The organism is uncultured Sphingosinicella sp., from assembly GCF_963974575.1.
Taxonomy (GTDB): domain Bacteria; phylum Pseudomonadota; class Alphaproteobacteria; order Sphingomonadales; family Sphingomonadaceae; genus Sphingosinicella.
Genome location: NZ_CAXBBQ010000004.1, coordinates 74,743 through 98,670 on the forward strand (window position 1 = coordinate 74,743; position 23,928 = coordinate 98,670).

25 protein-coding genes are annotated in these 23,928 nt (G+C 62.4%); 14 read left to right on the plus strand and 11 right to left on the minus strand.

Annotated features, from left to right (window positions below; translation table 11 throughout):
* Positions 1 to 26: 26 nt before the first annotated feature.
* The gene (locus AAC014_RS08255; protein ID WP_339706779.1) at positions 27 to 545 is read left to right on the plus strand and encodes a hypothetical protein; all 519 of its coding nucleotides are present in this window, start codon (positions 27 to 29) and stop codon (positions 543 to 545) included.
* A gap of 8 nt (positions 546 to 553) precedes the next feature.
* On the opposite strand, the gene AAC014_RS08260 is transcribed toward AAC014_RS08255, so the two are convergent.
* From AAC014_RS08260 to AAC014_RS08275, 4 genes are all read right to left on the minus strand, one after another.
* On the minus strand, positions 554 to 1,153 hold the full coding sequence (locus AAC014_RS08260) for an aspartyl/asparaginyl beta-hydroxylase domain-containing protein (protein WP_339706781.1): 600 nt from the start codon (positions 1,151 to 1,153) through the stop codon (positions 554 to 556).
* A 12-nt stretch (positions 1,154 to 1,165) separates the two neighbouring features.
* The gene (locus AAC014_RS08265) at positions 1,166 to 1,789 is read right to left on the minus strand and encodes a sulfotransferase family 2 domain-containing protein (RefSeq protein WP_339706783.1); all 624 of its coding nucleotides are present in this window, start codon (positions 1,787 to 1,789) and stop codon (positions 1,166 to 1,168) included.
* A complete protein-coding gene (locus tag AAC014_RS08270; RefSeq protein WP_339706786.1) occupies positions 1,786 to 2,772 on the minus strand; it encodes an aspartyl/asparaginyl beta-hydroxylase domain-containing protein in 987 nt (328 codons plus the stop codon). Before AAC014_RS08270 ends, AAC014_RS08265 begins: the two co-directional genes overlap by 4 nt.
* 224 nt (positions 2,773 to 2,996) lie before the next feature.
* Entirely contained in the window at positions 2,997 to 3,266 is a 270-nt protein-coding gene (locus AAC014_RS08275) for a hypothetical protein (protein WP_339706789.1), read from the minus strand.
* 86 nt (positions 3,267 to 3,352) lie between these two features.
* Between AAC014_RS08275 and AAC014_RS08280 the strand changes: the two genes are divergently transcribed.
* A complete protein-coding gene (locus AAC014_RS08280) occupies positions 3,353 to 4,078 on the plus strand; it encodes a 2OG-Fe(II) oxygenase family protein (RefSeq protein ID WP_339706792.1) in 726 nt (241 codons plus the stop codon).
* 6 nt (positions 4,079 to 4,084) lie between these two features.
* Here the strand turns inward: AAC014_RS08280 and AAC014_RS08285 are convergent, their stop codons facing one another.
* Positions 4,085 to 5,191, minus strand: a complete 1,107-nt coding sequence (locus AAC014_RS08285) for a sulfotransferase (RefSeq protein WP_339706795.1) — start codon at positions 5,189 to 5,191, stop codon at positions 4,085 to 4,087.
* On the opposite strand from AAC014_RS08285, the gene AAC014_RS08290 reads away from it, so the two are divergent.
* Together AAC014_RS08290 and AAC014_RS08295 are read left to right on the plus strand one after the other, a co-directional pair.
* A complete protein-coding gene (locus tag AAC014_RS08290; RefSeq protein ID WP_339706798.1) occupies positions 5,159 to 5,761 on the plus strand; it encodes a hypothetical protein in 603 nt (200 codons plus the stop codon). The two genes, AAC014_RS08285 and AAC014_RS08290, sit on opposite strands and share 33 nt — an antisense overlap.
* A 144-nt stretch (positions 5,762 to 5,905) precedes the next feature.
* Entirely contained in the window at positions 5,906 to 6,085 is a 180-nt protein-coding gene (locus tag AAC014_RS08295; RefSeq protein ID WP_339706801.1) for a hypothetical protein, read from the plus strand.
* Between the two features lie 91 nt (positions 6,086 to 6,176).
* Here AAC014_RS08295 and AAC014_RS08300 read toward each other — a convergent pair whose 3' ends face one another.
* The 3 genes from AAC014_RS08300 to xseA all read right to left on the minus strand — a co-directional run bounded on the left by AAC014_RS08300 (position 6,177) and on the right by xseA (position 11,284).
* Positions 6,177 to 9,128 carry a TonB-dependent receptor gene (locus AAC014_RS08300; protein WP_339706804.1) on the minus strand — a complete coding sequence of 984 codons (2,952 nt, stop codon included), beginning with the start codon at positions 9,126 to 9,128 and terminating at the stop codon, positions 6,177 to 6,179.
* A gap of 522 nt (positions 9,129 to 9,650) precedes the next feature.
* Positions 9,651 to 9,869 (minus strand): DUF2093 domain-containing protein, encoded by a 219-nt coding sequence (locus AAC014_RS08305; protein ID WP_339707848.1) that lies wholly within the window; start codon positions 9,867 to 9,869, stop codon positions 9,651 to 9,653.
* A gap of 17 nt (positions 9,870 to 9,886) precedes the next feature.
* Positions 9,887 to 11,284 carry an exodeoxyribonuclease VII large subunit gene (gene xseA, locus AAC014_RS08310; protein ID WP_339706807.1) on the minus strand — a complete coding sequence of 466 codons (1,398 nt, stop codon included), beginning with the start codon at positions 11,282 to 11,284 and terminating at the stop codon, positions 9,887 to 9,889.
* A 44-nt stretch (positions 11,285 to 11,328) separates the two neighbouring features.
* Between xseA and purD the strand changes: the two genes are divergently transcribed.
* Genes purD through AAC014_RS08325 form a run of 3 tightly spaced genes read left to right on the plus strand, consistent with a single transcriptional unit; the run spans position 11,329 to position 14,031 of the window.
* A complete protein-coding gene (gene purD, locus AAC014_RS08315) occupies positions 11,329 to 12,603 on the plus strand; it encodes a phosphoribosylamine--glycine ligase (protein WP_339706810.1) in 1,275 nt (424 codons plus the stop codon).
* Between the two features lie 5 nt (positions 12,604 to 12,608).
* A complete protein-coding gene (locus tag AAC014_RS08320) occupies positions 12,609 to 13,676 on the plus strand; it encodes a phosphotransferase family protein (RefSeq protein ID WP_339706813.1) in 1,068 nt (355 codons plus the stop codon).
* Positions 13,677 to 13,686: 10 nt separating this feature from the next.
* Positions 13,687 to 14,031 (plus strand): SH3 domain-containing protein, encoded by a 345-nt coding sequence (locus tag AAC014_RS08325; RefSeq protein ID WP_339706816.1) that lies wholly within the window; start codon positions 13,687 to 13,689, stop codon positions 14,029 to 14,031.
* A 47-nt stretch (positions 14,032 to 14,078) separates the two neighbouring features.
* On the opposite strand, the gene AAC014_RS08330 is transcribed toward AAC014_RS08325, so the two are convergent.
* The gene (locus AAC014_RS08330) at positions 14,079 to 15,641 is read right to left on the minus strand and encodes a leucyl aminopeptidase (RefSeq protein ID WP_339706819.1); all 1,563 of its coding nucleotides are present in this window, start codon (positions 15,639 to 15,641) and stop codon (positions 14,079 to 14,081) included.
* 136 nt (positions 15,642 to 15,777) lie between these two features.
* Between AAC014_RS08330 and AAC014_RS08335 the strand changes: the two genes are divergently transcribed.
* Both AAC014_RS08335 and AAC014_RS08340 read left to right on the plus strand, forming a co-directional pair.
* Positions 15,778 to 17,127 carry an HD-GYP domain-containing protein gene (locus tag AAC014_RS08335; protein WP_339706822.1) on the plus strand — a complete coding sequence of 450 codons (1,350 nt, stop codon included), beginning with the start codon at positions 15,778 to 15,780 and terminating at the stop codon, positions 17,125 to 17,127.
* A gap of 65 nt (positions 17,128 to 17,192) precedes the next feature.
* Positions 17,193 to 17,726 (plus strand): DUF1003 domain-containing protein, encoded by a 534-nt coding sequence (locus AAC014_RS08340; protein WP_339706825.1) that lies wholly within the window; start codon positions 17,193 to 17,195, stop codon positions 17,724 to 17,726.
* Here the strand turns inward: AAC014_RS08340 and AAC014_RS08345 are convergent.
* The gene (locus AAC014_RS08345; protein ID WP_339706828.1) at positions 17,723 to 19,030 is read right to left on the minus strand and encodes a hemolysin family protein; all 1,308 of its coding nucleotides are present in this window, start codon (positions 19,028 to 19,030) and stop codon (positions 17,723 to 17,725) included. The genes AAC014_RS08340 and AAC014_RS08345 overlap by 4 nt on opposite strands.
* Before the next feature lie 64 nt (positions 19,031 to 19,094).
* On the opposite strand from AAC014_RS08345, the gene AAC014_RS08350 reads away from it, so the two are divergent.
* Together AAC014_RS08350 and AAC014_RS08355 are read left to right on the plus strand one after the other, a co-directional pair.
* Positions 19,095 to 19,841 carry an alpha/beta hydrolase gene (locus AAC014_RS08350; protein WP_339706830.1) on the plus strand — a complete coding sequence of 249 codons (747 nt, stop codon included), beginning with the start codon at positions 19,095 to 19,097 and terminating at the stop codon, positions 19,839 to 19,841.
* A gap of 75 nt (positions 19,842 to 19,916) precedes the next feature.
* A complete protein-coding gene (locus tag AAC014_RS08355; protein ID WP_339706833.1) occupies positions 19,917 to 20,594 on the plus strand; it encodes an OmpA family protein in 678 nt (225 codons plus the stop codon).
* Here AAC014_RS08355 and AAC014_RS08360 read toward each other — a convergent pair.
* Positions 20,591 to 21,655: an MBL fold metallo-hydrolase gene (locus AAC014_RS08360; RefSeq protein ID WP_339706836.1), complete on the minus strand. Its 1,065-nt coding sequence runs from the start codon at positions 21,653 to 21,655 to the stop codon at positions 20,591 to 20,593. The genes AAC014_RS08355 and AAC014_RS08360 overlap by 4 nt on opposite strands.
* 238 nt (positions 21,656 to 21,893) lie before the next feature.
* Between AAC014_RS08360 and AAC014_RS08365 the strand changes: the two genes are divergently transcribed.
* The 3 genes from AAC014_RS08365 (at position 21,894) to AAC014_RS08375 (ending at position 23,917) form a co-directional block, all read left to right on the plus strand.
* Positions 21,894 to 22,745 (plus strand): methyltransferase domain-containing protein, encoded by an 852-nt coding sequence (locus AAC014_RS08365; protein ID WP_339706838.1) that lies wholly within the window; start codon positions 21,894 to 21,896, stop codon positions 22,743 to 22,745.
* 96 nt (positions 22,746 to 22,841) lie between these two features.
* A complete protein-coding gene (locus AAC014_RS08370; RefSeq protein WP_339707851.1) occupies positions 22,842 to 23,219 on the plus strand; it encodes an MbcA/ParS/Xre antitoxin family protein in 378 nt (125 codons plus the stop codon).
* Positions 23,213 to 23,917: an RES family NAD+ phosphorylase gene (locus tag AAC014_RS08375; protein ID WP_339707853.1), complete on the plus strand. Its 705-nt coding sequence runs from the start codon at positions 23,213 to 23,215 to the stop codon at positions 23,915 to 23,917. Before AAC014_RS08370 ends, AAC014_RS08375 begins: the two co-directional genes overlap by 7 nt.
* Positions 23,918 to 23,928: the final 11 nt, after the last annotated feature.

Below are 23,928 nucleotides of genomic sequence, written 5' to 3' on the forward strand. Positions count from 1 at the left end.
CGGTGGCTCGCAGGAAAGGGATGATCATGCCTGCAGGAAAACGCGCCTTGGCGCTCGCTTTCACAATCGCACTGGCCCCTGCATCCGTGCTTGCGGATGAAGCAGATGTGCTCGGTGCCTTTCAGAAGTGTCGCGGGATCGCCGATACCGTCCAGCGGCTTGGATGCTACGACGCTGCTGCAGCGTCTTCGGAAATGCTCGCGAAGCAGATGAGCGAACGTCGGAAAGCGCGCAGCGCGGAAGATTTCGGCCTGCGCGAAGACCAGATCAAGGCGCGCGAGGCTGTTGCCGACGAGGACAGCGCTGACCGTGAAGACGCTGTCACTTCTGTGATATCGGAAATCGTGGAGGTCTGGACGGACGCGGCGCGGCGCCGTGTGTTCATGTTTGCCAACGGTCAGGTTTGGCGGGAGACGAGCAACAGCAATTTCCGCGGCCTGGTTCGGCCGGAGACCACCATTGAAGTCAGGCGGGGCGGGATCGGAGGCTACCGGATGACGTTCAGTGGCCGAAACGGTTATATCGGCGTGGCACGCGTGCGGTAGTTCCGGCTTCAGACCGTCTCGACAAGCGGGAGCGCCCATGCGGGTGGCGCCTGTTCCTTGTCAAAATATTCAAAGATCAGGTGGATTCGATCCGTTGTCCCGCGATTGTGGACGCCATGTATCCCCATGTTGTTGACCTCGACCGACTCTCCTTCCGGAAAATGGTATGATTTGCCGTCGATCATAAACGCGACTTGGTCGTTGGTGAGAAGCGGCACGTGTACCTTGTGCGGCCATTTCGCTGCGGGGTTCGCGTCGCGGTGTAACTTTATGACGCCCCCAGCAGGCATTCGCGCCAGCATGACGCGGGGAAAATCGCCTCGCGCGTAGCCATAGGACGCGATCGCCTCGCTGAGAACGGGTTCCAGCAGATAGCGCCATTCTTCCCAAATCGGCCGACTGTAGGACAGGCGCCAATCCCGGTAGTTGCTCACAAAACGAAAAACGATGTGTCGCGTCTTGTCGAGTGCATCGAAACGGTTGGGTTTGGCGACGTTTTCCGTATCCCAAAGTGCTTCCGGCATGGCCAGGACGGCCGCGCGCAAAGCGGCAATATCAACCGTGCCAAGCCGCCGTATGGTCTGCGTCTTGCGAGGATTGGGAAGCATCGCCGTCACCTTTCAGAATTCGTAGCCGAACAATTCCAGGTCGCGTCCGTAGATTTTCTTCACGCCCTCGATCAGCTGTTCATCGTAATAATCCCGATAATAGCCGTGGCACGACGCATTGACCCTGCCCAACGTCGCCGAAGGTATGACGAGGCGCGCGCAGATCTCGTCGTAGGCGGTCTGCATATCCTCAACGTGCCCAACGAAATCGGCCTGAAGCTTGCCGTCGGGACCGACAAGAAACTTGTGTTGCGGCTGGAAGACCATGTGCTGATGCGGCGGAGCCACGAACAGGAAATGCCGCATCACGCCGCGCGGGTCTCGCTGGAAGGCTCCATCCTTGCTCGTCGCAAATGCGCAGTAGGAAACGAAGCGATCGAAGGGATTTCTCACGTAGGCGAATTTGAAGTAGGCCGAGAACGCGTCCTCGCCCAGAAATGGCCGGACCTGCTGGAAGCTGAGGTGGCCGTGCCCAATGCGCGCCAGTTCGGGAATGGGAAACTTCTTTTCGATGAACAGCCGTGCCTGTTCCATATCATCAGGACCAAGGTGCGGACGCAAAGCTTCACGAACCGTGTGCGTACCCGTCTTGGGGACAGCGACGAATATGAAGCGGTGCTGATGAGAGACGATCATGCGGTCTGCAGGCTTTTCGCCGTGCTCGGCACCACGCGGGCTTGGGGAGGCTGAGCCGCCGGCAGCGCCGCCCTGAAAATGAGTTCGCTCAGCACACGGTCTATAGGCACTTCGTTTGCAAGCAGGATGGCGCTGGCACCGAGGGCATGCAGTTCGGCCTGCATGCCCTCGACCAGCCTCCGATACGCAGCCTGCCCCTCCGGCGAAGGGCCAAACTGCGTCCAGACTGCAAGCCAGCCATAAGCGAACCGGTCGAGCCGCGCCGCGATACGCTCGACCGCCGGCGTCCGTTTCACGTGGCTCAGAACATAGCCGATGTGACAGCGCACCTCCCAGGGCGTCATCACGCTCGGAACATTATACTGTTCGAATGCCAGGGCGCGCGCGTCGCTCTGCCTCGGCGCAAGAAACGGCCCACCCGCCGGCGACTGCAGATCATCAGTTTTCGCCGTTTCGATCAGATCCCAAAGCTCCGGCGTGCCGACGGTATCGAGTACGAGGTGAATGCGCTTCGCCGTGCCGCCGTTCTGCACATTGTGCTTCCGGAAGGAATCAAATACCCAGCATTCGCCCGCCTGCATATGTACGGTCGTGCGATCACAGGTGAACAGCACTTTGGGTGACGTGATTACAGGAATGTGGATGCGTATGTGCGTCCGCCAGTAGTAATTGATATCCACATGGTCCGGCACTTGTGCGCCGGGTGCGAGGCCCATCAGACGACTACGCCCCCACACTCCCCCGAGATCGGTCATTATATTCATGATATAAGGGCATTTTTTCAGATGCTCGGTGGGCGCCATCGGCCCGGTAAAGGCGTTGGTGATCTGGCCCTGCGCAGTAATCAGAAGCAGGGCATCATTGCCGGGCAATTTTGCAGGATGAGGCACCCAGGCGCCGGGGCCGAGCGCCGCTACCTCTCGCGCAATCGTTTCCGCACAGTAGCGCTTGCGCAGCCGAACAAAAGGGGCTTCGAAATCCATGTTCAGGTCCATCCGCCAGCTTCGGATCGCCAGCGGACAATCAGTTACCATGCTCGGTCATGCCAGTTCAACCTGGCGAAGTGGCTGAAAACATACCCGCGCTTTAACGTTTATTGGTCTTATAGAACAAGCAGCGTGATTTCGGAATCACGCTGCTCGCTCTATCTCTTTGTTGTCGCATCGTTTCTGGCGGAAAATCGGTTCCCACTTTTCCACACGACGCCCTAGTTGCCCCGCCGCGTGTCGATAATGGCGCGATCGATCATTTCCGCCGCGGCGCGGCGGTGATTTTCGGCTACCTCTTCCCATTCCCGGGCCGTCATGCAGGTTTTCGAACCGAAGCGTGTTCCCGTCTTCGGGCTTGATTTGCAGATGATACGGTCATTTTCATTCTTTTTGGCCGATGTCTGTGATTGAGTCTGCCCTTCAGCCATCACGCTGCCGGTGCTCAAGGCAAAGAACATTGCCAACACAATAAACAGGGCCCTGCGCATACAAAGTCTCCCGCGAATGTCTTCAAGCATATACAGTCACAAGCCCAAACTCAATCCACCGAACGAACCCGCGAGCGAGCACCGAGTTGAAAACACCTTTCGCGATCAATCCGAACATCGACCGAGCCGCCCTGGCGCTGCAGTTCCGAACCGCCGGGCGTGTCGAGATCAGAGACTTCATCTCGCCCGCGGATGCATCAGCGCTACGTGCACACTTGCTCGCCCGAGACGACTGGACTCTCGTGCTTCGGGCGGCATCGGGCGTTTACGAGCTTCCGCGCAACCGTTTCAGCGAACTCACGGATGCACAGAAAGCCGAACTCGATACTTTAGTGATCCAGGCCGCACGAGAAGGCTTTCAGTACCGCTACGAAAGCATAAGGGTTCCCGACGAGGCGCACTTGCGGACGAGAAGCAGCGCCTTGCTCGACGGCTTCGTCAAATTCATGAATTCGTCCCCGGTTCTTGAATGTATTGGAGAGATCATGGGCGTGGCCGCTCCGCACTTTGCGGATGGGCAGGCCACATCTTATTCGCCCGGACATTTCCTCACCCGCCACGACGACGACATCGAAGGCAAACATCGGCTTGCGGCTTACGTGATGGGTCTTCAGCCCGACTGGAAGCCGGAGTGGGGTGGCCTGCTGATGTTTCATGGCGAGGACGGCAATATTGACGGCGCCTTCACGCCTGCAATGGGATCGCTTCGTCTGTTCCGGGTTCCGGCAGCGCACAGCGTCAGCTACGTCAATCCGATGGCACCCACATCGCGGCTATCGGTGACAGGCTGGTTCCGATCCAAATACCCCTGAGTTGCGTCATTCCATGTCGTAGCCGAACTTCTCAGCCCAAGGTGCCAGGATGGGAAGCACCGGTTCCATATGATGCCGATAACGGAGCCAGCGGCCGCTTGCCCGACTGTAGATGCTCTCGGTAACCTGCGCATAGCTCGGCGTACGAATGTATCCGCGTTCTACCGCCACACGCTGGTGATCGAGTACGGAATCCTCCCATGCCAAATCCAGGAATTCCAGCAGAGGCCGTATTTCTCCCTCGACGTTCTCCACCATGTCCTCGTAGCGAATCGTATGGATGCGGAGCGGCAGGAGGGACCGACACGTTTCCCAATATTGCATGACCCGGTCGTAGAGCAGCGCAGCGTTCTCGAGATTGAGAAAACTCGCCATCGCCTGGTTGATCTTGAGGTTCTGCATGAAGCAGCTAAGCACGACATCGCAAGGGTGACGCAATGTGAAAATAAAACGGGCGTCGGGAAACAGCCGGTGGATAAGCGGCGTGCGCAGCGACGCGAGCGGGTTCTTGTCGACCAAAAGGCTCTGCTCGGGAAACGCCCCCCGCGCCGCCGCTTCGGTATGGTAACGGGCGCGCAAATCGAGAATGGAACGTTCGTCGAGATTGCCCAGCCTTTCGATGCCACCAGCGATGTCTTCGATATGCGCGAGGATCGGCTCTTCTTCTAGAACATGCGTGCCACTATGGCCCATGAGAATGGTATCCAGAAGCGTCGTCCCCGACCGCATGAAGCCTAGGAGAAACGCGGGCGCACGTCCACTTTCCGGGGACGCCGCAGTGGGCCACCCCTCCACTGCGGAAGGGGTCGTTGCCGCAAGCAGGTCTTCGACATGGCGGCGATGCTCGGTCCCATCGAAACGGCGTGCATCGGGATAGCTTGCCGTCACCCGGTTCATATCCTCGAATGCCGAAAAGGCGGTGTCGATCTCGCCCAGGTGATCTGCGACCTGACCAATGAACAGGAAGCGAATTGCGGGATCGAGACTGTCGGGAAGTGAAAACTGCGCCGTCTGCAGCGCATCCGCGAGGTTGCCCTGCCGTCGAAGAATCATCGCATTGATATATCCGAATTCGTCGCCTTGCGCGCCAGCCGTGGTCGCCGCCTTGAGCAAGGCTTCGAGTTCATCGATCCGGTTGGCCTGCTCAAGCAGAATAGCGAGATTGAGATAGGCTGCGGCCGAGCGCGGATCGGCTTGCAGCGCGAAACGATACGCGCGTTCGGCCTGCGCAAGATCGGCGAGATCAGAGAATGTCTGGCCGAGCGCAATGAATATATCCGCATTCTTGGAATCCAGACGCGCCGCAGTTCCAAGCGCTGCGAGCGCTTCGGAGCTCTTGCCCATATGGCGCAGGCATTTTCCGAGTTCGAACATCACGGTCGCGTCGCGGGGCGAAAGGTGTGCCGCCTCGCTCAGTGCCGCGAGGCTGTCTTCATACCGGTCCGCGGACTGAAATACGCGCCCGAGATTGAGATGGATGAGGGCCGTCGCAGGGCTGATCGATCGCGCCTGCACCAGCGCAGTTATCGCGCCGCCGAAATCGCCGGACTCGTGAAGCGTATTGCCAAGGTTGTTCCAGGCTTCGAAGTCGCCGGGTTGCTCATCAAGCAAGGAACGGTAAATCGCCGCAGCGCCCAGATGTTCCCCGGCTCTTTTCAGAATGTCCGCGCGCATTCGCCGTAAAAGGAAATTCGGTGCCTTCGCGGTTTCGCAAACCAACAGCGCCTCATCAAATTCTCCGAGTTCCGAAAGGGCGCGAGCGATATTGAGCCGAAGTTCGGGCGTATCCATGCCGCTTTGCATCGCCTTGCGCAGGTAAGCGGCGCCTTGGGCCAGATCGCCGGACTGACAACAGATTACGCCCGCAAGCTGGAGGATTTGCGGCGCGCTTGGCTGCCACTTGAGCGCAATTTCGGCCTCGTGCCGCGCCCGCGCCAGATCGCCTTGCTTGAAAGCCGCAACCGCGAGATTCACGTGTTCGGATATGCTCATATTTCAACTATCTAATTGTGATCCGGGCAAAGCGCCATGGCATCCGCAACACAAAAAAGAGGGCGGAGCTTCAGCTCCGCCCTCCGTCACCTTTCAGGGTTCCGGACTAGAACCTGAGACGTGCCGAGACATAGGCGCGGCGACCGATCACGTCGTAGAGCGATGGATCCGTTCCGGACTGGACGTTCGGCGCATACTGCGGCGGCTGTTTGTCAAACAGGTTGTTGATACCCAGACGCAGTGTGACCGGATCGATGTTCGCCTCGACGGCAGCATCGACGTAGATCACCGAACCTGGCCCTGTGAACTCCTCGCCTTCGAACTGTACGGAGGCACGGTTCTTCATGCCATCGATATACCGGATACGCGTCGACAGCGTGATAGGGTCCATGTTCCAAGCCAGATTGAGGTGACCCTTCCACTCGGGGAAGCTCTGGCCGAGACCGGCGCCGAAATACGCAACCGTATCGGCATAATCGATCGTGAGGCCCGGAATTTCCTCGATCTTGTACTCGATCAGGTAGTTCAGGAAGAGGTTCATGGAGAGACTCGATTCACCCTTCACGAAATCCGTCGGCAGGTTGTAGCCGAGCTGGAAATCGATACCCGACGTCTTGATCTTGCCCTGGTTGATGAACTGGAAGTAGCCGTTCTCGTCACCGCCGAGTTCTTCAGGCGCGATGATGCCGACAATGTTACCGCCCGAACGCCACACCGAATCGCAGTACGGCGTACCATCATCAAGACCTTCGTTCTGGCCAAGATAGCCGTAGCAGGCCGCGATGAAGATGTTCGGATCAGGAACGCGGATCACGTCCTTGATCTTGATGTTGTAGTAGTCGATCGAACCGGTGAAGCCGTTCCAGTTGAACACACCGCCGAGCGTGAACGTATCCGCCTTTTCCGGCTTCAGGTTCGTGTTGCCCGTCGTGGTGATGAACGCCTGCGCGCCCGGCGTTGCCGCGAACGTGTCGACGAGCGTACCCAGGCCACCCGTGAGGCCCGCATTCGCGCAGATGTCCGTTGCCGCGGCACCACCCGAGTTCCGGAAGTTGCTGGAGATCGAGCAAGGGTCGAAAATCTGCGGGAAGCCGCCACCCCCCGAGAACAGCTCACCGAAGTTCGGTGCGCGTACCGAGCGCTGGTAGGTACCACGAAGGCGAAGCTGCTGGATGGGCGAGAAGATGACCGTCGCGCCGTAGGTCCAGTCGGTGGAGGGCGTTCCGTTGACGCCGTTCACGACGTCGTTGAAATCGCTCTTCGAACGACGGCCCTGCAGCGTCACGTCCAGCTTGTCGGCGATGACCGGCACGTACAGCTCGCCGAAGAAGTCGGTGAACGTGTTGGTGCCGCCGGCAGGAACGGACGTATTGAAGCCCGCGATCGGTCCGAACAGCGCGCCCGGATCGAACGAGTACTTGAACTTGCGCTGCTCGGCACCGAGCACGATCGACATCGTGCCGCCTGGCAGCTCGACGAGGTCGCCGGTGACATACGCCTGCGCGATCTTCTGCGTGAACTTGGTCGACGTGCGGCCAACCTCGTCCACGTAGTCAACGCAATCCTGCGACAGCGGCTGAATGCCGAACGGATTGAAGCCGCCTTCGCAGATGCTGACACCGCCATCCTCGGCTTCCAGCAGTTCCTGCACGCGCTGCACGTTGACGTTACCACGCGCTTCCTGATCGATAACCGTACGGCCCCACGAGTAATACGCCTCGTAGCGCCAGCCTTCCGCGATGTCGCCGCGGGCGCCGATCAGGCCTTGCAGAACCTGGTTGTCGAACACCTGCTCGCGAAGACCGGTACCAAGGAAACGGTAACCGATATTGACCGCTTCCGTGGCGCCCGAGCCCGCGTAGTTAGTATTGTCGCCGGTGCGGGTGCTCAGCAGTGTCAGAAGGTCTGCCGGCATGAAGGGGTTCGTGACCGGAACCATGAAGCCCGTCGCACGACCACCGGGAGAAATCAGGGCCGAACTGGCCTGAATTTCGCTGTTCTCGCCCGGCGCACGGATCGTGACACCCACAGGCGTCGGCGCAAGCGCGCTTGACGAGGTGTACTCGGTGTAACCTGCCTGCGTAAAGAACTCGAACGACGAGCTTACCTCGTAGTTACCGCGGAAGAACGCCGATTTGCGTTCGAGCGGCAGCACGAGGAGGTTCACGATATCGAAGTTGTACGAATAGAAGTCCGGGAAGAAGTTCAGGTTCGCATTCGCGGGCGACGATTCAAGATCATAGCGATAGTTCGCCACGTCGCGCGGATTGTTGAACGTGCCGATGCCGAACAGCGAACCATCCGAGTTGAATGCGAGCAGACCTTCCGTCGGATAATCTTTTGGATCGACGCCGTACCCTGCGAACAGTGCCGAGATCGCATCCGGATCGATGGGGTTTCCAGCGGCAGACGTATAGCGGCCTGTCGGGAATGAACCGGTCGTGGAGGTCGCCTGCTGTGCGAACTTGCGCTGCGCCTTGATGAGCGATTCGCGTTTCGAATATTCGACCGACAGTGCGACATTGCCGCGGCCATCAGCGAAGTTGCCGCCGAGCGTTCCGCTGATCTGATATTCTTTGGCATCCATCTCCGGAACGGAATTCGAATAGGTCGCGCGCAAATCGAGGCCTTCGAAATCGTTCTTGGTGATGATGTTCACGACACCGGCAATCGCGTCCGCACCGTAAGTCGCACCAGCGCCGCCCGTGATGACCTCTATGCGCTCGATAAGACCCTGCGGGATCGTGTTGAGGTCGACCGACTGATCGGTACCCGACACCATCGGACGACGGCCGTTGATCAGAACCAGGTTGCGGTTGCTGCCGAGGCCACGAAGGTCAACGTTCGACTGGCCGTTGTTGCCGGGGTTGTTCGATGTAGTCGAACCTGCCGGGTTCACCTGCGGAAGCGTGTTGAGGAACGTGTCGAGCGTGACGTCGGCGTTGGCGACGACTTCCTCGCCCGTCACCACGGCGATCGGGCTGGCAGCGTCGATATTCGGGCGCACGATACGCGACCCCGTAACAATGATGGTCTCCTCGGAAACGCCCTCAGCCACCTCTTGCTCCTGCGCAAACGCCGGAGCAGCGATCGCTGCAGCGGTGACCAATACGCTGCTTGTGCACAGCGCACGACGATAGAGCGAAAATTTCGCGTTGTTCACGTCCCAGTCCTTTTACAGTTGTCCCAGTTTCGTCATCGGCATGTGTTGCATCTCTGCATCATTGCGAAACACGCCTATTCAGGCTTCTTTTTTCGCATCTGACACAAAAACACATGTCAACGCAGTCCATTACGGACCTTCAGCGTTTGTCTTGGAATATTGTCGAAGTGTAAAGCAGCCCTCAGGCGGCATTACACGCTTCGAATATGCAGTGTGACGGTGCGGACACACTCAGTGCAAGCAGGTAACGAAAACGACAGAAAAATTGTAATTTTATTACTGTGCAATAGCGTTTCGCCAAGACGCGCGGAAAACGCGATCGAAATCGATAGGTTATCGAAACTGACAATAAAAAAGCCGCGGCTGTTCGAAGCGTTTTAACAAAAGCGCCAAAAGCAAGAGCGGAACGCCCTCGTCTTAAAGGCGGCCCAGTGCCCGCATTTCTGTGTAGCGCGCGGCGGCGGCTTCGCCGGAGACATAGGCTTCCTGCAGTTCGTGGCTCCAGTAGCGCAGGTTCTGAAGCGGGACGCGCGTGCCGGTGACCGCGCAGGTGACGTGGTCGCCCTGCTGGAGCACGCGGTAAGAGCCGGAAAGATACTGGAGCCGCGCCGGGCGGCCTTCACCAAGTTTGAGCATAGCGGGCATAATGTCGTCTAGAGGAGCTTCGCCTGCAAGGGTGTATCGCCCTGCGGAGCCGATTTGCGCGGTTTTGTGCCACCGCCGCCCACGACAACCTCCACCGGATCGGCGCTGTCGCCGAAGCGTAGGCCAAGGCGCGCTTCGCGGCGCGCCTCGTCCGCGCGCTTCACAAGGCTACCATCGGGCCGCGTGACCACGGCGTAGCCGCGCGACAGGATGGCGAGCGGGCTGAGCGATTCGAGCAGACGTCCCGAAGATGCGGCGCGATCCGTGGCGCGCTGGACAAGGCCCGTGAGCAACGTCGGGCGGAGCCGCGTCGCAGCGCCGGCAAGATCGTGGCGTGCCTCTGCGATACGGCTTCGCATGGCGGCGCGCAGCGGCTCTGCGGCCTGAGCATAGCGCCCCTGCCACTGCTGGAGCCCTGCACGAAGGGCCCGGGGCAGGCGTTCGCCCACGTCATCAAGGCGCTGCGTCTTCATGCCGAGGATCGCAGTGGGCGTTGGCAGGCGTGCGGACCATAGCCGGGTGCGCTCGGAACGGACCTCGACAGTTTTCGCGATGCAGCGATCGAGACGGGCGGCGAAGGACGAGATTCCAGCAACCAGTTCGGCGCGCACCGGAACGGCAAGTTCGGCGGCGGCGGTGGGTGTGGGGGCGCGGCGATCCGAGGCAAAATCGATGAGCGTGGTGTCGGTTTCATGGCCGACGGCGCTGATGAGCGGGATTTCGGACGCGGCAGCGGCGCGCACGACGATTTCCTCATTGAAGGCCATCAGGTCTTCGATAGAGCCGCCGCCGCGCGCGACGATGATCACGTCCGGGCGCCGCGACATGGCGTTGAAGCCGCGGATCGCCGCCGCGACATCTTCCGCCGCACCGTCGCCCTGTACCTTCACGGGCCAGACCAGCACATCGCGCGGAAAGCGGTCGCCGAGACGGTGGAGGATGTCGCGGATCACCGCGCCCGTGGGCGAGGTGACGACGCCGATCAACTCCGGTAGCCACGGAATCGGCCGCTTACGCTCGGCGGCGAACAGCCCCTCGGCGGCGAGCATCGCCTTGCGCCGCTCGATCATGGCGAGAAGCGCGCCCTCGCCGGCCAGCTCCAGCGATTCGACAACGATCTGATACTTGGAGCGCCCCGGATAGGTGGTTAGGCGACCGGTGGTCACGACCTCCATGCCGTCCTCGGGGCGGAAATTAAGGCGCGCGCGCTGCCCCTTCCACATCACCGCGTCGATGAGCGCGGCATCGTCCTTCAGCGCGAAATAGGCATGGCCGGAGGCGGGCACTTTCCAGCCCGAAATCTCGCCGCGCAGGCGGACATTGCCGAACTGATCCTCGATGCTGCGCTTCAGCGCCGAGGAGAGTTCGGAGACGGTGAATTCGTGGGCGTTGCCGGCAGCGTCCATGAGGCGTTGCTAAGCGCTCGGCGCACGCTCTACAAGGCCCGGCCATGAACATCCTCCTTATCGGAAGCGGCGGACGCGAACATGCGCTCGCCTGGAAAATCACCCAGTCGCCGCTGTGCGACACGCTTTGGTGCACGCCGGGAAACGCCGGCATCGCCGAGGTTTGCGCCTGCGTGCCGATGAACACCGCCGACCACGGCGCGGTGATCGCCTTTTGCCGCGCGAACAGCGTGAGCCTCGTCGTCGTGGGGCCGGAACAGCCGCTCGTCGAGGGGCTCGTGGATGCGCTGACAGCCGCGGGCATCAAGGCGTTCGGGCCGACCGCAAAGGCCGCGCAGCTCGAAGGCTCCAAGGGCTTTACCAAGGATCTGTGCAAGCGCGCGGGAATCCCGACCGCAGCCTATGAGCGGTTCACCGACGCGGGCGAGGCTAAGGCCTATGCGGCGATGCGCGGACTGCCCATCGTCATCAAGGCGGACGGGCTTGCGGCGGGCAAGGGCGTCATCATCGCCGAGACGCGCGAAGACGCGGACGCGGCGATCGACGACATGTTCAGCGGCGGCTTCGGCGCTGCGGGCGCCGAGGTGGTGATCGAGGACTTTCTGACCGGCGAGGAGGCGAGCTTCTTCGCGCTCGTTGACGGCAAGACCGCCCTCCCCCTCGCCTCCGCGCAGGACCACAAGCGCGTCGGTGACGGCGACACCGGGCCGAACACTGGCGGCATGGGGGCCTATTCGCCCGCGCCGGTACTGACGCCCGCGCTGGAAGCGCAGGTGATGCGCGAGATCGTGCAGCCCACGGTGGACACGATGGCGGCGGACGGCATTCCTTACGTGGGCGTGCTCTACGCGGGTCTGATGCTGACCAAGGCCGGGCCGCAGCTGATCGAATACAACGCCCGCTTCGGCGACCCGGAATGCCAGGTGCTGATGCTGCGCATGAAGTCCGACATCGTGCCCGTGCTGCTTGCGGCGGTGGATGGCGACCTCGATCACGTCAGCGTCCAGTGGCACGACGCCCCCGCGCTGACGCTGGTGATGGCGGCCGAGGGCTATCCGGGCACGCCGAAGAAGGGCACTGTGATCGAAGGCACCGAAACGGCCGCCGGCGAAGGCGTTGTCATCTTTCATGCAGGCACGGCGCGGAATGGCGAAGGCAGGCTTGTTGCGAACGGTGGGCGCGTGCTCAACGTCACCGCCACGGGACAGAATGTGCGCGAGGCGCGCGACCGGGCGTATGCCGCTGCCGAAAAGATTAGGTGGCCTGAAGGCTTTTACCGGTCAGATATCGGTTGGAGGGCCATAGCGCGGGAGGAATAATCGGCGTGACCAGTAAGCAGGAGCAGTTCTCCGGAACGCAGGCCGTGCGGGAGCAGCATCGCTTCGACGAGGGCCGCCTGGGGGACTGGATGCAGGCCAATGTGGAGGGCTACAAGGGCCCGCTGACGGTCGAGCAGTTCAAGGGCGGCCAATCCAACCCGACCTACAAGCTGGTGACGCCCGCGAAGAACTACGTGATGCGCCGCAAGCCGCCGGGGCAGCTCCTGAAATCCGCGCACGCGGTCGACCGCGAGTACCGCGTGATCAGCGCGCTTTATGCGCAGGGCTTTCCGGTTGCGCGCGCCTATGGCCTCTGCACTGACGAAGACGTGATCGGCACGTGGTTCTATGTGATGGACTGTGTGGACGGGCGTGTCGTGTGGGACACGTCTTTTCCGGACGAATCCCCGGCAAGCCGCTCCGCGCACTTCGATGCCATGAACAAGACCATCGCGGACCTGCACAACTTTGATCCCGAGGCCATCGGGCTTGGCGATTTCGGAAAGCCCGGCAACTATTTCGCCCGCCAGATCGGGCGCTGGGCCGGGCAATACAAGGACGACGAGCAGGCCGGGCATTTCGAAGAGATGGACCGCCTCTGCGAATGGCTGCCCGCGAACATCCCTCCGGGGGACGAGACGAGCGTGGTGCACGGCGACTACCGCGCCGACAACATGATCTTCCACCCCACCGAACCGCAAGTGCTCGCGGTGCTGGACTGGGAACTTTCGACGCTCGGCCACCCGCTCGCCGACTTCACCTATCATTTGATGATGTACCGCATGCCGCCCGAAGAAACCGCCGGGCTTGCCGGCAGGGATCTCGCGGCACTCGGCATCCCGAGCGAAGCTGAATACGTGGAGGCCTATTGCCGTCGCACGGGGCGCAGCGGCATCCCCAACCTCGACTTCTATGTCGCCTTCAACATGTTCCGCCTTGCCGCGATCATCCACGGGATCAAAGGCCGGTACATTCGGGGCACCGCCTCCAACGCACACGCCGCCGCGATGAGCGAGCGGCTGGTGCCGCTCGCCAAACTCGCGTGGGCGCAGGCGGAAAAGGCGATGCGCTGACAGGCGCCATATGCGCTACCGCGTCACCAAGAGCTGGACGACGGTCTACAGCGATCCGATCACCGTCGACGCCGGAGAACGCCTTGTGTTGTCCGGCAAGGAAGACATGTGGGAAGGCCACCGCTGGTTGTGGGCGCGGAGCGCAGCGGGAAAAGAGGGCTGGGTGCCGGACACGCTGATCACCTCAGGCCCCGAAGGCGCGGTCGCACGGAGCGCCTACACGGCGGTCGAACTGGACTGCGTGGTGGGCGATGTATTGGAAGCCGTCGATGAAACCCATGGCTGGGTGATGTGCCGCAACCCGGAGGGGCGAGCAGGCTGGGTACCCCGCAGCCACCTTGAAGCCACCGAATAGAACAGGGCGAATAGAACGGGGCGACCGTTTCCGGCCGCCCCCAACGATCAGCGTCCGCCCTCGCCCGCCGCGCGCGGCACTGGTTTCCAGTTGCGCACGAAACTGTCGAGAAGCTGGACGCCATACCCGACCGCACCCTTAGGCGCCTTGGGCTGCGCAGTGTCCGTCCAGACCGTGAAGGCGACATCGAGATGCGCCCACGGCGTTTCTGGCTTCACGAACGCGCCGATGAAATGCGCGCCGAGGCCGGCGCCCGGCCTTCCGCCTTCAGCTGAATTCAGAATATCGGCGACACCCGACTTCATCGTTTCGGCGTAAGCTTCATGCAGCGGCAGCTGCCAAAGCGGCTCGCCGACCGCCTTGCCCGCAGCCATGAGCTGCGCAGCGAGAGCGTCGTGGCGACTGAAAAGCCCTGCGTAATCGTCTCCCAGCGCACCGCCGACTGAGCCGGTGAGCGTCGCGATATCGACGATCGCCGCCGGGTTGTACCGCGCCTCCGCGTAGGAGATGGCGTCGGCCAGCACGAGGCGACCTTCGGCATCGGTGTTCGTCACCTCGATGGTCTTGCCGTTGTAGGCTTTCACGACGTCGCCGGGGCGTGTCGCGCCGCCGTCCGGCATGTTCTCCGCAAGTGCTGCCACTGCCACGACGTTGACGGGTGCCCCGCTCTTCGCGAGCGAGAGCGCGGTGCCCACCACCGCCGCTGCGCCGGCCATATCCGTCCGCATCCGCCACATGCCTGCGCCGGGCTTCAGCGAAACACCACCCGAATCGAAGGTGATGCCCTTGCCCGCGAGCACCAGCGGCGCCTCGCTGCCACCGCCGCGATATTCGACGATCAGCATCCTAGGGGGGCGCGGTGAGCCTTTGCCGACACTAAGGATCGAGCCCATGCCGAGCTTTTCCATCTCCGGCACGCCAAGCGCTTCGATGCGCACCTTGGCGACGCCCTTGAAGGCTTCGCGCACGCGCTCCACGAACACTTCGGGGTATTTGATGTTGGAGGGCTCGCTGATCAGATCGCGCGTGAGCGTGACGCCCTCGACAAGCGCCTTGCCCTGCGCGGTGTAGCTGTTCGCACCGGTTGCACCGACCACGGTGAGCGGCGCATCCCGGCCCGCCGCGCGCGGCTTTGCCGAGGGCGCCTTGTAGCGATCGAAACTGTACGCCCCGAGGTCCGCGCCGATGGCGAGATCGGCGGCGGCATTCACCGCGCCAGGCGCGAGGCCCGACGCGAGAAGCGCGACAGGACCATCCGCCGATGCGGTTTCCCGCGCGGCGAGGCCGCCGATGTCCTGGAGCCCGGCGGGCGTCAGCCCATCCTTCGCACCAATGACGACGATCTGCTGCCAGGCGCCGATGCCGCGCAGGGTGAGCGTCGATTTCGATTTGTAATCGAATGCCGCAGCGTCGAGCGCACGGCCGACGGCATCGCGGGTCGCAGTATCGAGCGAGGCGCCGCGTACCGCCAGATCCTCCTTCGCGGAGAGCGGCAGAACGATCGCTGCGCTGCCATCCGGCGCACGATCAGCAAAAGCGACCGGGCGCGCTTCGGCTGCTGTAGTTCCGAAAAGGCCCGCCAGAAACACCGCAACTGCAATTTCACGCATTCAGAAACACTCCTCATGACAAGTTCCGGACAATGCCAGCAGCCCCGCCGCAGATGCAAGATCAACAGCGGGCCGCACCTGTATTTGAACTTATCTTCTATTAACCTTGACCGTCAGCACCTCGTTCAAGGGTCATATGCCAAAAGATGTGCCGGGGACGGCGCGATTCGCGCTTCAAAAACAGGAACTTCGGGTGCTGAGGCGAATTCGACGCGATCAGGTGCGATCCGGCATGTTCATACATGCGATGGAGGGGTCCTGGTTTTCCCACCCTTTCATCAAGGCCGGTTTCGTTCTGAGCGATCCTGAGGACGTCGAGGCCCTGCGCAGCAGCCGTGTCGATGGCGTCGTCATCGATACCGAGAAGGGCGCTGACATCCTTATGGAACAGAACGTCGCCCGCTCGGCTCCGGCCTCCGAAGCGCACACGGAGCCGAAGCGCCCGGCGCCGACAATCGAAGCTACGCCTCTGGAGGTGATCGTTCCGCTGAACGCCGAGACCCCGCCCGCAATCACGACTGTCGCGTCGGACGCGCCGTGCAGCATGGCAGAGGAATATGGACGCGCAAACGCCATCGCCGCACACGCCAAGCGGGTAATGACCGAGCTTTACGATCAGGCGAGGCTGGGCAAGATCGTGGAGGCGGACACGCTGGTGCCGCTGGTGGACGACATTGCCGGCTCGCTTGCGCGCAACCGATCCGCGCTGACCAGCATTCTAAGGCTCAAATCCAAGGACGAATACACGTACGTGCACTCGGTGGCGGTTTCGGCGCTGATGATCAACATGGGGCGCGAGATCGGCGGCTTCGATGCCGGGACGCTACGCAACATGGGTGTTGCCGGGCTTCTCCACGACATCGGCAAAATGGCAATGCCCGAAGCGGTGCTCGGCAAGCCGGGCGACCTCACCAACGAGGAGTTCTCCATTATGAAGACGCATCCGGAGCGCGGCCATGCGCTGCTCCGGCGCAGTCGAGAGGTACCCGACATGGCACTCGACGTCTGCCTGCATCACCACGAGCGGGTGAATGGCACCGGCTATCCCCAACGGCTGAAGGGCAACCAGATCACATTGTTTTCGCGCGTAGGAGCGATCTGCGACGTTTATGACGCGCTAACCTCCAACCGCCCCTACAAGACCGCTTGGGAGGCGAACAGGGCGCTGAAAACCATGTTCAGCTGGCGAGGACACTTCGATAATGATCTCCTTACCGCATTCATCCGCTCAGTCGGAATCTATCCGGTGGGAACGCTAGTGAAGCTGCGTTCTAACCACCTTGCGCTCGTACTCGACATCAACACTGCGGACCTGACGCGGCCGGTGGTGCGCGCGTTCTATTCGATCACCAATTGCGCACCCATCCCGTCACAGGACATCAACCTGCTGCTGGATGGGAACGGCGATGCAATCGTTTCGTCCGAAAACCCCGAAGCGTGGGATCTCGCAGACTGGGAAACGCGCTGGAGCGCCCTCGCCGCCTGATTGCGAGGGATAGATCGCAGCCGCGGCGTTTTCTAGTATCGGGGGGAACCAGCAAGAGGCACCCCATGCGTCCGATCATCGATATCGCGGAAGTTTCGAAACGCCTTCTCGGCAGCGCGCCGGAAGACCTCGGTCACCACGAAAAGCGCGTACTCGAACATGTTTCTAAGCGAACACCGATCAGTCGCGATGCAGGGCTGATCGCCGAGGAGGACGCAACATTCGGAGATCGGCTGGCGGACCGAGTCGCAGAGGTCGGCGGCTCGTGGGGCTTCATCATAGCGTTTGCCGTTATTCTGTTCGGCTGGATGCTGCTGAACAGCGGGATTCTGAAGGAGCTGGGGCTCGCCTTCGATCCCTATCCCTACATCTTTCTCAACCTGATGCTATCGACGCTCGCCGCCATACAAGCCCCCGTCATCATGATGAGCCAGAACCGGCAGGCAGACAAAGACCGGCTCGCCGCGCGGCTCGATTATGAAGTGAACCTGCGCGCCGAGCTTGAAATCCTGAGGCTTCACGAGAAGCTCGACATGGCGGTGATCGATACGCTGCGCCGGCTGGAGGCGGACGTGGCAGCACTGAGAGCGCAGCGTTAGGGTTCGGGGTTCGCCGCGGGCGCCGCGAGAAGGCGATCGATCTTGCGGCCGTCCATGTCGACTATCTCGAAGCGCCAGTCATCGTAGGCAAAGGTCTCGCCAATCTCCGGGAGATGCGTGAGCACGCTGAGCGCGAAACCGGCGACGGTCTGGTAGTCGCGGTCTGCCGGAAGCCGGGTGCCGAGCGTTTCGGCCATCTCGTCGGCGGGCATCGATCCGGCGAGCAGCCAGCTACCATCACCGCGCTCCACGGCGTCGGGCTCGCTGCCCTCGTCGAGATCAGATTTGAACGCCCCCGCGATCGCCGCGAGCAGGTCGGCCGGCGTGAGGATGCCTTCAAAATGGCCGTACTCATCGTGAACGAGCGCGATCGGCACGTCCGCGCGACGCAGGACTTCGAGCGCGTCCGCCGCATCCATCGCATCGGGAACGACGGGCGCAGGCCGGAGCAGCGCCCTCAGATCGAGCGACCGGCCATCGAGGATCGCGGCCACGACATCGCGCGCCTGCACCACGCCGACGATCCGGTCGACCGAACCCTCGGCGACCGGCAGGCGCGTGTGCGGCGTCGCGATCAGCTCGGCACGAAGCTCGGCCTCGTCCGCCTCGATGTCGAGCCAGTCGATCTCTGTACGCGGCGTCATGACCGCACGCACCGAACGGTTGGCGAGGCGCATCACGCCGCTGATCATCTGGCGCTCGCTCTCCTCGATCACGCCGGCGTTGGTCGCTTCCGAGACGATGAGGTGGAGTTCCTCGGCGGTGACATGATCGGCGTTTTCCTGCGCCGCGCCGAACAGCCGGAGCAGCGTTTTCGTCGAGCGCTCGAGCACCCAGACCAGCGGCGCGGTGACGCGCGAGAGCACCGACATCGGCGCCGCGATCAGCACGGCGATACGTTCCGGGCTGCGCAGCGCGAGCTGTTTCGGCACCAACTCGCCCACTGTGAGCGACAAATAGGTAATGAACGAAACGACGAGCACGATCCCAGCTTCGCCCGACAGTCGCGCCGGCACGCCGAGCGCTTGCAGCCGCTCCGCCACCGGCCCGCCAAGCGTTGCGCCTGAGTAGGCACCCGCGATGATGCCGACGAGCGTGATGCCGATCTGCACGGTGGAGAGAAAGCGCGAAGGTTCGTCGTGGAGCGACAGCGCCATGCGCGACCCGGGCTTGTCCGCGTTCACCATCGCTTGCAGTCGTGCCCGGCGTGACGAGACGACAGACATCTCCGACATGGCGAACACGCCGTTCAAAGCAATGAGAACTAGGATGATCCCGACGTCGGACCAGGGAAAGGGTTGCATGATCACCTTTCCTTATACGGCGGAAACAGGCATTTGAAGCCCGGACTTGGGGGAAAGGATCGCAATGCTGAATGTTGTTACGCGTGCGGGCATGGAACCAGCGCTTGCCCTCGTCCACGGCTGGACGTGCGATCACTGCGCCATGCAGCCGGTCGCCGACGCGTTTCCGGCCCAGAAGGCGGTGATGCCGGACCTTCCCGGCCACGGCGCGAGCGCGAAGACGGGTGACTATGCGATCCCGGCACAGACTGAAGCCGTGCTGGCGGCGATGCCCGAGCGCGCGATCTGGGTGGGCCATTCGATGGGCGCGCAGATCGTGGTGGAGGCGGCAGCGCGCGCGCCGGAGCGGGTAATGGCTGCGGTGCTGCTCGATCCGGCCGCGATCCAGCCGATGGAAGCAGCCTTCGCGGGGCGGGACCGCATGAAGACAGACCTTGCGACGACGGACGACTTCCCCGCGCTGATGCGCCGCTTTTCAGGCGGCATGATGATCGCGCCGACCGATGCGGAGGCGGTGCGCGCGCTCGCCGATACGCAAGCCTCCGCCGACCCGGACGTGGCGCGCGCGGGTTGGGACGCGATCTGGAGCTGGGACGGCCCGGCGGCTTTCGCGGCACTTTCAGTGCCGACGCTCGTTATCACCGTCGAGCGGACGATGAACCGGCTTTCGGACCTTTCGAAGCTGAACCGCAACATCGCGACCGCGCAGGTGACGGGATCAGGCCATATGCTGCAGTTCGAGGTGATGGAGCAGGTCGCGGCGATGATGCGCCGGTTTTTTGATCTGAACGGCCTGCTCAGCACGCGTTAATCTGAAGTGCTGTTGGAACAAGCACGCGGCTTCCCGCGTATTTGCGACGCAAACAGAAATGGAGATCAGGGGCTTATGTCTATCCGAGCGAAAATGGTGGCGAGCGCCACTGCGGCGAGCCTGCTGCTGACGACGGCCTGCGTGACCAACCCGGAAACCGGCAAGAAGGAACTCTCGAAGACTGCGATCGGCGCCGCGCTTGGCGCGGGCGCGGGTGCGGGCCTCGGCGCCATCATCGGCGGCAAACGCAATCGCACCGAAGTGCTGGTCGGAACCGGCGTCGGCGCGCTCGCAGGCGCGGCGGTCGGCGCCTACATGGACAAGCAGGAGAAGGAGCTGCGCGAAAAGACCGCGGGCACGGGCATCGATGTCGTGCGCCAGGGCGACGAAATCGTGCTCAACATGCCTTCGAAGGTAACGTTCGATGTCGACTCAGCGCTTGTCAGCCCGCGGTTCCAGCCGACGCTGAACGAGGTCGCGCGCGTGCTGTCGCAGTACGAGAAGACCTTCGTCGACGTGATCGGACACACCGATTCGACCGGATCTGATGCTTACAACATGACGCTCTCGCAGCGCCGCGCCGACAGCGTCGCCACCTATCTGTCGTCAAACGGCGTGCTGCGCGCACGCATCGCAACGCAGGGCATGGGCGAAAGCCAGCCGATCGCCAGCAACGACAGCGAAACGGGACGCGCGCAGAACCGCCGCGTCGAGATCAAGCTCGTGCCGGTAACGGAAACCGCGACAAGCTAGAGAAGATCGTCTCGTTCGATCGTGTCGGCGCCGCGCGGCAGGCTAAACAGCATGCCGTCGGCGCCGACAACGATCGGCCCTTCGTAGTGCGCCGCTGCGTCACGGAGGAAATAGGGTTCCAGAATGCGCAGCGGCAGCGGCGGAACGATGTGGTTCAAGACCAGCATTCGCACGTTCGCGGTCGCCGCCGCGCGCGCCGCATCTTCCGGCGAGGCGTGATAGCCGGGGATATCCGACATGATCTTGGCGGCACGCGCATTTCCGTCTGCCCGTAGTGCGCGCTCCAGCACGCTCACCATTCCGGCATTCAGGGCCTCATGGACGAGAATGTCGGCGCCTTTCGCCTGCTCCGCCACAATCGGATCCGGCGCCGTATCACCGCTGATCACGACCGAGCGTCCAGCATAGTCGAACCGGTAGCCTACCGCCGGCCGAACGGGGTCGTGGCGGACCGGAAAGGCCGTGACGCGCAGACCACCGGCATCAAGAACAACCAAAGGTCGGTTGGCGGAAAACGCGTGCGGCACGGCACCGTGCCCCGCAGGAGGCACGATGTCCGCACCATGATGAGCCACGCGGTAGCCGCGATCGAGCGCATAGGCAGCATTGAGGCCCTGAACGACCGCATCGACACCGGGCGGCCCGTAGACGGGAAGCGGCGCCGCGCTGCCGCTGCTCGCCCAGCGCAGGGTCATCAACTCGCCGATGCCGTCGATATGGTCTGAATGGAAATGCGTGAGCAGCAATGCCTCGATATCGCCGACAGGCAAGCCCATGGCCCCAAGCCTACGAACTGATCCACCACCCGTATCGACAATAAACAGTCTTTTGCCGGCGATCACGGCCGTACACGGCCCGGCCCGGTTCGATGCCGAAAGCGGGGAGCCCGCGCCGCAAAGCGCCACGTGAAGACCGTCTGGCAAGCCGTCGCGTGCGTCGCGGTCGACGTTGGCTGCAGCCGCGCGGGCAAACAGCCGTTGCCCGATCTCAGGCTGAAAGTGACGGAACAACAGAGACGCGAAAACGAGAAGGACCAGCGCAGCCAGAATCTTCCACATCATCCCCACCCCTGTTTCTTCAGAAGAAATTCGGCTAGATTCCACCCGATCGCAAGCTGAGACAAACAATTGGGCCGAGCGAGAGCCCGACCCAGTTGGCGACCCATATTTGGGGTCCGCACATCATCGCAGAACGGGATTTTCCGAGCACTATCAATACTCGGAGGCCGTTTGGGCATAGATTTGGCGAGTCCCTTTCTTTTTATTGAGAACCGTTCTCAAATGATATAATGCATCATCCATGAAAAACGCATCTCAAATCGACGACTGGAACGGCGCGACGGGTGCGCGCTGGGTGGACAATCAGGAACGGCTCGATCGCATCCTCGCGCCCTACGGCGATGCCGCGTTGGCCGCGGCCGCCGCCCGGCCGGGCGAGGCGGTGCTCGACATCGGCTGCGGTGCGGGCGTCACGACGCTGGCGCTTGCCGCTAGCGTGCTGCCTGACGGCCGTGTGGTGGGCGTCGACATCTCGGAGCCGCTCGTCGCCCGCGCGCGGGAACGCGCCGCAGCCGCCGCAATGCCGATCGACTTCAGGTTGGAAGACGCAGGCCGTGCAGCCCTGCCCGACGCTGCCTTCGACCTTCTCTTTTCGCGCTTCGGCGTGATGTTCTTCGACGCACCTACGGAAGCTTTCCGCCACATGCGCACAGCGCTGAAACCCGGCGGGCGCCTTACCTTCATCTGCTGGCGTAGCGCCGCTGAAAACGACTGGGCGAAGCTGCCGATCGCAGCGCTGCGCGGCATCGTGCCGATCCCTGAGTCGAACCCGGATGCCCCCGGCCCGTATGCGTTCGGCAACCGCCTGCGCGTGGAAGCCATCCTTGCCGATGCAGGTTTCACCGATGTGGAGATCAAGCCCTTCGACGCCCCGCTCATATACGGAATCGGGGCGAGCCGGGAGGCCGCGCTCGACGACGCCATGGAGTATATGACTCAGATTGGCCCGGTCCCGCGCCTGCTCGCGGACAAGCCCGACGACGTGCGCGAGAAGGCCATGGCTGCCGTGCGTGCAGCGCTTGAGACACGGCTGAGCGATGCCGGCGTTATCATTGATGGTGCCGCGTGGGTGGTGACCGGACGTAACCCTTGAGCCGTTACGGTTGCCAAATGGCATCATATGAATTATATGATGCCAAAAGGAAACGCCGTGACACCCACGCTTCAGCTTGTCGACACCGCACCGCAGGTGTTTCGCCCCGCACCCATCACCGATGCGGAAGGCGCCGCAATGTTCCGCGCCGCACTGAACCTGTTCCGCGCGTGGGATATTACCGACGAGGCCGCGGCAACCCTGCTTGACCTGCCGCTCCGCACCTACCGTCGCTGGAAGGCAGAGGGCCCGGGCCGTATGGGCCGCGACGGCAAGGCCCGGCTTTCCAACCTGATGGGCATCCACAAGGCGCTGCGCATCATCTTCCGCGAACCGCATCGCAGCTATGCATGGGTAAAGGCGCCGAGCACCGTCTTCGGGGGCGAAAGTGCGCTCGACATCATGCTTGGCGGCGAACTCACCGATCTGATGCGCGTGCGCCGCTACCTCGATGCCGAGCGGGGCGGCTGGTGAACGATGCCGCGATTCCGGTCGTTGAGGTGGAATGGAAAGGCGCGGTGCGGATCATCCGAAGCGCCTGGCCGCCCATCGACCTGTTCGAAGACATAGCAGACCCCGCCGACTGGCCGCTGCTGATCGCCGCCGAGCAGAAGACCAACCCGCGCCTGATGGCCACCATCGGCACGCTCGACCTCGTACCATCCGCACGCCGCGTTTCCGGGCCGGGCGCGAGCTACCTGATGGCACCCTTCACGCACATCAGCACCGATCGCCCGAGCCGGTTCAGCGACGGGCGCTACGGCGTGCTCTATATCGGCGACAGCTTTGAGACGGCGCTGTTCGAAACAGCGCACCATCACGCGCGCTTTATGGCTGCAACGGCAGAGCCGCCGGGCTGGACCTCCCAGTTCCGGGAGATCGTGCTCGATGTTTCCGCATCGCTTCACGATCTGCGCAGCGACGCCGAAACCGTACTTTCTCCTGACGACTACACCCCCAGCCAACTGCTCGGTGCGCAGCTTCGGGCGGCAGGCTCCGAGGGCGTCATCTATCCGAGCGTGCGCCGCGCGGTCGGTACGTGCGTCGGTCTGTTCTATCCAGACCGCGCGTCCCTGCCGAGGCAGGGGCGGCATCTCGATTATCATTGGGACGGCGCGCGTATCGACATGGTCCGCGATGCAGGCAGCGGTCAGGTCTTCCGGATCGTTTAGCAAGCTGCCTT